At 66.2% G+C, this 6810-nt stretch carries 7 protein-coding genes; 3 read left to right on the forward strand and 4 right to left on the reverse strand.

Features of this window, described 5'->3' with window-relative positions; translation table 11 throughout:
• The first annotated feature begins 84 nt into the window (after window positions 1-84).
• Window positions 85-870 carry a quinoprotein dehydrogenase-associated SoxYZ-like carrier gene (locus RBB42_RS21365; protein ID WP_305970114.1) on the forward strand — a complete coding sequence of 262 codons (786 nt, stop codon included), beginning with the start codon at window positions 85-87 and terminating at the stop codon, window positions 868-870.
• On the forward strand, window positions 870-1811 hold the full coding sequence (locus tag RBB42_RS21370; RefSeq protein WP_305970115.1) for a quinoprotein relay system zinc metallohydrolase 1: 942 nt from the start codon (window positions 870-872) through the stop codon (window positions 1809-1811). Before RBB42_RS21365 ends, RBB42_RS21370 begins: the two co-directional genes overlap by 1 nt.
• A gap of 39 nt (window positions 1812-1850) precedes the next feature.
• Here the strand turns inward: RBB42_RS21370 and RBB42_RS21375 are convergent, their stop codons facing one another.
• The gene (locus RBB42_RS21375) at window positions 1851-2429 is read right to left on the reverse strand and encodes a rhodanese-like domain-containing protein (protein WP_305970116.1); all 579 of its coding nucleotides are present in this window, start codon (window positions 2427-2429) and stop codon (window positions 1851-1853) included.
• Between the two features lie 122 nt (window positions 2430-2551).
• Between RBB42_RS21375 and RBB42_RS21380 the strand changes: the two genes are divergently transcribed.
• Window positions 2552-3949: a phosphomannomutase gene (locus tag RBB42_RS21380; RefSeq protein WP_305970117.1), complete on the forward strand. Its 1398-nt coding sequence runs from the start codon at window positions 2552-2554 to the stop codon at window positions 3947-3949.
• Between the two features lie 69 nt (window positions 3950-4018).
• Here RBB42_RS21380 and kdsA read toward each other — a convergent pair whose 3' ends face one another.
• The 3 genes from kdsA to RBB42_RS21395 are packed head-to-tail and all read right to left on the reverse strand — an operon-like array spanning window position 4019 to window position 6572.
• Window positions 4019-4840 carry a 3-deoxy-8-phosphooctulonate synthase gene (kdsA, locus tag RBB42_RS21385; RefSeq protein WP_305970118.1) on the reverse strand — a complete coding sequence of 274 codons (822 nt, stop codon included), beginning with the start codon at window positions 4838-4840 and terminating at the stop codon, window positions 4019-4021.
• Complete coding sequence (locus RBB42_RS21390) at window positions 4837-5625, reverse strand: 3-deoxy-manno-octulosonate cytidylyltransferase (protein WP_305970119.1); 789 nt, start codon at window positions 5623-5625, stop codon at window positions 4837-4839. Before RBB42_RS21390 ends, kdsA begins: the two co-directional genes overlap by 4 nt.
• Window positions 5622-6572 carry a KpsF/GutQ family sugar-phosphate isomerase gene (locus RBB42_RS21395; RefSeq protein WP_305970120.1) on the reverse strand — a complete coding sequence of 317 codons (951 nt, stop codon included), beginning with the start codon at window positions 6570-6572 and terminating at the stop codon, window positions 5622-5624. The genes RBB42_RS21390 and RBB42_RS21395 overlap by 4 nt, the downstream gene beginning before the upstream one ends.
• Window positions 6573-6810 lie beyond the last annotated feature (238 nt).

The following is a 6810-nucleotide window of genomic DNA, read 5'->3' on the forward strand; positions in this document are numbered from 1 at the left end:
ATGCATCTACGACCATAGGCGAAGTGATCCGCCCGCACCCGCCATGCTAGCCTTGCCGCCATGGTACGACAGGGAGGGTCCGCCATGTTCATCCGCACCGCATTCGCCGCGCTGATCGCCGTTGCAGGCAGCGCCGCCGCCGCTCTCGACGATCCGCAGACCGTGCTGCAGGATCCGATGGGATCGGGCATGTGGAACTACCACCAGAAGGGACTGCTGGGCGATCCCGCCGACATCCGTTTCGACGACCGGGTCGTGGTGCGCGCGCCGGACTCGGCCGAGGACAGCCTGAACGTCCCGCTGCTGGTGGATGCGACCGCGATCCCCGACGTGAAACGTATCGTTGTCAGCGCCGATTATGGCCCGATCCCCCATATCCTGACCTACTATCCCGAACAGGCCGCGCCCAAGCTGGCCCTGCGGTTCAAGATCGACCAGGCGACCGCCATTCGTGCCAGCGTCGAGACGCATTCCGGCAGCTGGCACATCGGGTCGACCTATATCGACGCGGCGGGCGGCGGCTGTACCGCACCTGCCCATGCCTATGCCAGCGACGACTGGGAGGAAAAGCTGGGTGAGGTGCACGGGCGGCTGTGGTCGGCTTCGGGCCGCGCGCGGCTGGTGGTGGATCACCCGATGGACACCGGGCTGGCCGATGGCATCCCCGTCTTCATCATCGAGGACCTGTCCCTGCAGGACGAGGACGGCACGCCGCTGGCGCGTCTGGAACTGCATGAGCCTGTGAACGAGGACCCTGCCTTTACCTTCTATTTCGATGCGGGAGCATTGCCCGCCTCGGTAAAGGTCATGGGCCGCGACAACAACGGCAACCGCATCCGCGGTGTCCTGACCGAGGGCGAGCTGAACTGATGCTGACCCGCCGGACGACCCTTGGCCTGCTGGCTAGCCTGCCGCTGGCCCCCCGCGCCTTTGCCCAGCCACGCCTCGCCTATGACCTGGCAGCCAAGCCGCTGGCCGACGGTATCTGGATGATCGAAGGGGCGACCGATTATTTCTCGATGGAGAACGGCGGGGCTATCGTCAATGTCACCCTGATGAAGGGCGACAGCGGTTTGATCCTTTTCGACACCGGGTCCTCCCGCCGCTACGGCGACGCGCTGAACACGCTGGCGCGCGGCCTCGACATCCGCGGAATCTCGACCGTGGTGAACACGCATCATCACCCGGACCACTTTTTTGGCAACCAGGTCTTTGCCGACAGGCCGATTCATGCGCTGGGCGGTACCCGGCAGGCGGCGCTGGACGAAGGCGAGGCCTTTGCCGACAACATGTATCGCCTGCTGGGCGACTGGATGCGTGGAACGGAGGTCGTGCCGCCAAGTGACGTGATCGCTGGCGGCGACTTGACGCTGGACGGGCGCGATTTCCTGGCCTTGCCGCTGGACGGGCACACGACGGCGGACCTTGCCTTGATGGACCGGCGCACCGGGACGCTGGTGGCCGGGGACCTCGTTTTCTACAACCGCGCGCCCACGACCCCCAGCGCGGACCTGCCGCGCTGGCAGCAGGCGCTGGACGCCCTGCAGGCAGAGAGACCGGCGCTGATCATTCCGGGCCACGGTCCGGCGGACCCGACCGGAGAGTCCATCACCCAGACACGGGACTATCTTGCCTGGCTTGATTCCGCGCTGCGCGGCGGCGCGCGGTCCGGCCAGGACATGGTGGAACTGATGGAGATGCCCCTGCCGGACCGCTTTGCCGGAATGGGTGCCCAGCCGCAGGAATACCAGCGGTCTGTCGCGCATCTGTTTCCGCGGATCGAACGCGAGGAACTGCCGCGCGGCAACTGAGCGTGAGACGTGGAACGGGAAACCCGACCCGCCCAGCCGTCAATCCACGTCCACCGGCACCGGGTCTACCGGGGCCAAGGTCTCTCCGATATCCAGCCAGCCATCGGTTCCCAGCCGGAACCAGTAGACACGGGAATACCCCAGACCCGCGATCCGCTGTGCCGCGTTCCAGCTCATCCAGCAATCCGCCACGCAGTAGATGACCAAGGCCCGATCCCTGTCGCCCGCCGTGATCCGCACCAGGTTGTCCGTCAGGTAGCGCTGCATGATCTCCGACAGTCGCCCGCGGCCCACCTCTGGCAGCCAGACGGCCCCGGGCAGGGATAGCCGCTGCTCTGACACCAGCCAAGTTCCCTCCAACTCGTCAAATCTCGATTGCTGGGCGGCAAAGACATCCAGCGCCACGGCGCCGTTCGCCAGCAACTTGCGCGCCTGATCGGGCGTGATCAGAACGGCGGGCGCGGGAATGTCATCCGGCGTCGGCGCCCGCTGGCGACCGATGCGATAGCCCGTTTCCGGGTCAAACAGCTCGGGCCTTCGGGCCTGATGCTCGGCATAGGGCGCGGCGGCCAGCGAAGATGCGCACATCAGGCCCAGCAGGAAAAACAGGCGTTTCATGAATGCAGGATAGGCTGGCTGCCGCTGCTGGGAAACCCGCCCTTGCCATCCGCGCCGCGAGGCGGGAAAACAGCCGCGCGCCCCGGTGCGCAGCGGCATTTGACAAGGCAAGGATGGTAAAGATGGCCCCCAAATTCGGCACAAGCGGCCTGCGCGGCCTGGTGGTGGAGCTGACAGAGGACCTGGTGCGCGACTACGTCACTGCCTTTCTCTCTGCCTGTCCGCATGGGAACGCCGTGCATGTGGGCCGTGATTTGCGCCCCTCCTCTCCTCAGATCGCGGAATGGGTCATCGCCGCCGTGCGTGACGCGGGTGTCGATGCGGTCGACTGCGGCGTGGTGCCGACGCCGGCGCTGGCCTTGTCGTCGCTTCAGGCGGGGGCCGGGGCCGTCATGGTCACCGGCAGCCATATCCCGGCCGACCGCAACGGGTTGAAATTCTACGTCCCCACCGGTGAAATCTCGAAAGAGGACGAGGCCCGCATCAACGGTGCATTGGGTCAGTCCATTGCGGGCGCGCCCGGCGCCAAGGCCACCGCCGACGCCCGCGCAGCCTATGTCGCCCGCTACACGCGCGCCTTTGGCCAAGAGGCGCTGCAGGGCCTGCGCGTCGGTGTCTACCAGCACAGCTCTGTCGCCCGCGACATCATGGTCGAAGTGGTCGAGGCGTTGGGCGCCACCGCGCTCCCCATCGCGCGCTCGGACGTGTTCATTCCCGTCGACACCGAGGCGCTGGATCCGGACACCAGACAACTCTTCGCTGGCTGGTTCGCGGATCATCAACTGGATGTCCTGATCTCGACCGACGGTGATGCCGACCGGCCGATGCTGGTGGATGATGCGCAAAGGGTGGTGCCGGGAGACGTGCTGGGTGCTGTAACCGCACGGGCGCTGGGCGCGCGGGTGGTCTGCACACCGGTTTCCTCGAACACGATGATCGAGGCCGAGGGCGGCTTTGACTTCGACGCCATCCACCGCACGAAAATCGGCTCGCCCTTCGTCATCGCCGCGATGGAAGAAGTGTTGCAGGCTGACTCTGCCGCCCGTGTCGTCGGCTACGAGGCCAACGGCGGCTTTCTGCTGGGCTTCGAGGCCGACGCCCCTGCGGGCAGGCTGGCGCCGCTGATGACCCGCGATTGCCTGCTGCCGATCCTTGCCCCCCTCAGCGCCGCCCGTGCCGAGGGGAAGCCGCTGTCGCGGTTGCTCGACGCGCTGCCGCCGCGCTTTACCGCTGCCGACCGTATCCAGGGGATCGAGAGCGCGACCTCCAAGGCCTTCATCGCGGAACTTTCCGGCGATGCCGGGGCCCGGACCAGCTTCTTTGCGGACAGTGGTGCCATCGCGGAACTGGACGAAACCGACGGTCTGCGTGTCACCTTTGCCACTGGCGACGTTGTGCACCTGCGCCCCTCCGGCAATGCGCCGGAATTCCGTTGCTATGCCGAGGCGGGCACCCGCGAGACCGCCGCCGCGCTGGTGGAGAGCTACCTTGCGAAATTGGGCGAGACCCTGTCCGCCTGAGCGGATCGTCCGGACGGACCGTCACAGGTATTTGAACCAGTGACGGTCTAGACGCCAAGGCGGGGCCGGTCAGGCTCCCTTGGTCAATGCATCCACCGCCGACAGCCCCTTGAGCAGCCGTTCGAGATCATCGACCGGGACCATGTTCGGGCCGTCGCTGGGGGCGTTGTCGGGGTCTTCATGCGTTTCGATGAAGACCGCGGCACAACCCACGGCGACGGCGGCGCGGGCCAAGGGCTCGACGAACTGGCGCTGCCCGCCCGAGGAGGTGCCCTGTCCGCCCGGCAACTGGACGGAATGGGTGGCGTCGAAGACCACAGGGTAACCGGTTTCCGCCATGATCGGCAGCGACCGCATGTCCGAGACCAGCATGTTGTAGCCGAAGCTGGCGCCGCGTTCGCAGAGCAGGATTTTCTCGTTCCCGGTCGAGGCGATCTTGGCCGCGACATTGGCCATGTCCCAAGGAGCCAGGAACTGGCCTTTCTTGACGTTGATCGCGGCGCCGGTTTCGCCGGCGGCCAAAAGCAGGTCGGTCTGGCGCGACAGGAAGGCGGGAATCTGCAGCACGTCCACCGCCGAGGCCACCACCGAGCATTGGTCCGGCCCGTGCACATCGGTGAGCACCGGCACGCCGAACTCCTTGCGGATCGTCGACAGCACGCGTAGCCCGTCCTCCATACCGATTCCGCGCTTGCCGGACAGGGACGAACGGTTGGCCTTGTCGTAGCTGGCCTTGAAGATCCAGTTCACGCCCGCCGCCTCTGCCGCATGCGCGATCCGTTCTGCCAGCATCCGGGCGTGATCCAGGCTCTCGATCTGGCAGGGGCCCGCGATCAGGGTGAGGGGCGCGGCGTTGGACACCGTGTAGCTGCCGATGGACACATCCGTCATGCGATGCCTTCCTTTGCAAGGACGCCCTCGATCCGGGTCACGTCCACGGGGTTGTTGAGTTCCCAGAACACCCGGCCTCGCGCATCGACCGGGACGCAGGTGACGTCCATGCCGTTTTCGAGAAAGCGCAGCTGTTCCAGGCCCTCGGCGCGTTCGATCGGGCCTTCGGGCCAGCCCATGTAGGCGGTCAATGCCGACGGCCGGTAAGCGTAGACACCCACATGATGCCAGACCTCCGGCGGCGTTTCGAGGTTGCCGACATAGGGCAGCACTTCCTTGGAAAAATAGAGCGCGGTGCCATCTGCTCGCATCACAGTGGTGGTGCCTCCGACACGACCGGCATGACGGTCCGAAACGAAGTTCGACAAGGTCTCGTGGTCGCATTTCAGCACGGGCGTCGCCATGTTCACCTCCGGCGACCGCATCGCACCGATCAGCGCCTCGACGAACCAGGGCGGGGTCAGCGGTGCGTCGCCCTGCAGGTTGACGACGCAATCGGGCACCCGGTCCAACTGTGCCACTCCTTCGGCGCAGCGTTCGGTCCCGTTGCGCGCCTTGTCCGAGGTCATCAGCACATCTGCGCCAAAGCCGCGCGCTGCCTCGGCGATCCGGTCGTCGTCGGTCAGGATATAGACCGCGTCGGCGCCCTTGACCTGGCAAGCCGCTTCCCAGCTGCGCTGGATCAGCGGTTTGGACTCGCCGGTTGCCCCCTTGAGGGCGACCAGCGGCTTGCCGGGGTAGCGGCTGGAGGCATAGCGGGCGGGAATGAAGATCACTGCGCTCATGCCACACCTGCCCGCAGCGCGTCGTGGATGTGCAGCAGACCCACGAGGGTCTCGCCCTCTGTGACCAGCAGGACAGTGCGTTTCGTCGTGTTCATGATGCCCAAAGCCTCCAGCAGCAACGTATCGGGGGCGGTGACCAGCGGGCCGCGGGTGGCGACCTCTCCGGCCGTGCGCTCCATCAGCCCCGCCATGTTGCGGCGCAAATCGCCGTCGGTGATGATGCCGGCCAGGCGCCCGTCTTCGACCAGGGCGGCGACGCCGAACCCCTTCTGGCTCATGACCAGCAGCGTCTCGGACATCGGGGTATCGGCAGCGACGACGGGCAGTTCCTCGCCCCGGTGCATCACGGCGGAGACGCGCAGCAGTTGCGCCCCCAGCGTGCCGCCGGGATGAAAGGCGGCAAAGCTGGCCCGGTCAAAGCCTCGATACTGCATCATCGCCACCGCCAGCGCGTCGCCCAGGGCCATTGCCATCGTGGTCGACGTGGTGGGCGCCATGCCGATGGCGCAGGCCTCGGGCGCGTCGGGCATCAGCAGCACATGATCGGCGGCGCGGCCAAGGGTGCTGTCGGCCCGCTTGGTCATGGCCACCAGCGGCACCGAGAACCGCGCGCAATGGGCGATCATGTCGGCCAGTTCCCTGGTCTCGCCGGAATTGGAAATCAGGATCACCGCGTCGGCCGGCGTGATCATGCCCAGGTCGCCGTGGCTGGCTTCGCCGGGATGGACACCCTGCGCCGGTGTTCCGGTCGAGGCGAAGGTGGCGGCGATCTTGTTGGCGACGTGCCCCGACTTGCCCATGCCGGAGACGATCACCCGTCCCTGTACCTGCAAGAGACTCGTCACGACGGCATCGAAACTTTCTGGCAGTTCTTCGCCCAGGCGCGCCAGGGCCGCGCTTTCGGTGGCAAGGACGGTGCGGGCGACCGCGGAGGGGCTGTCTGTCATGCGGCTCTGCTCGGGTAACATTCTGTCGCCTGCATTAGCCGCTCTGCCAAAGCTTGTCCAATCGCGCAACAGATTGCCGCTCTGCGAGGGGTCCGCGTTGACATTTCCCCGGACTCGCCCGCATGACGATTGTATTGGATACCAGGCTGGGGAATGCCAAAATGAAGATTGCGATGATCGGAACGGGCTACGTCGGTCTTGTTTCCGGGGTTTGTTTTTCGGATTTCGGTCACGAAGT

The sequence above is a fragment of the Mameliella sp. MMSF_3455 genome (assembly GCF_030733205.1).
GTDB lineage: Bacteria > Pseudomonadota > Alphaproteobacteria > Rhodobacterales > Rhodobacteraceae > Antarctobacter.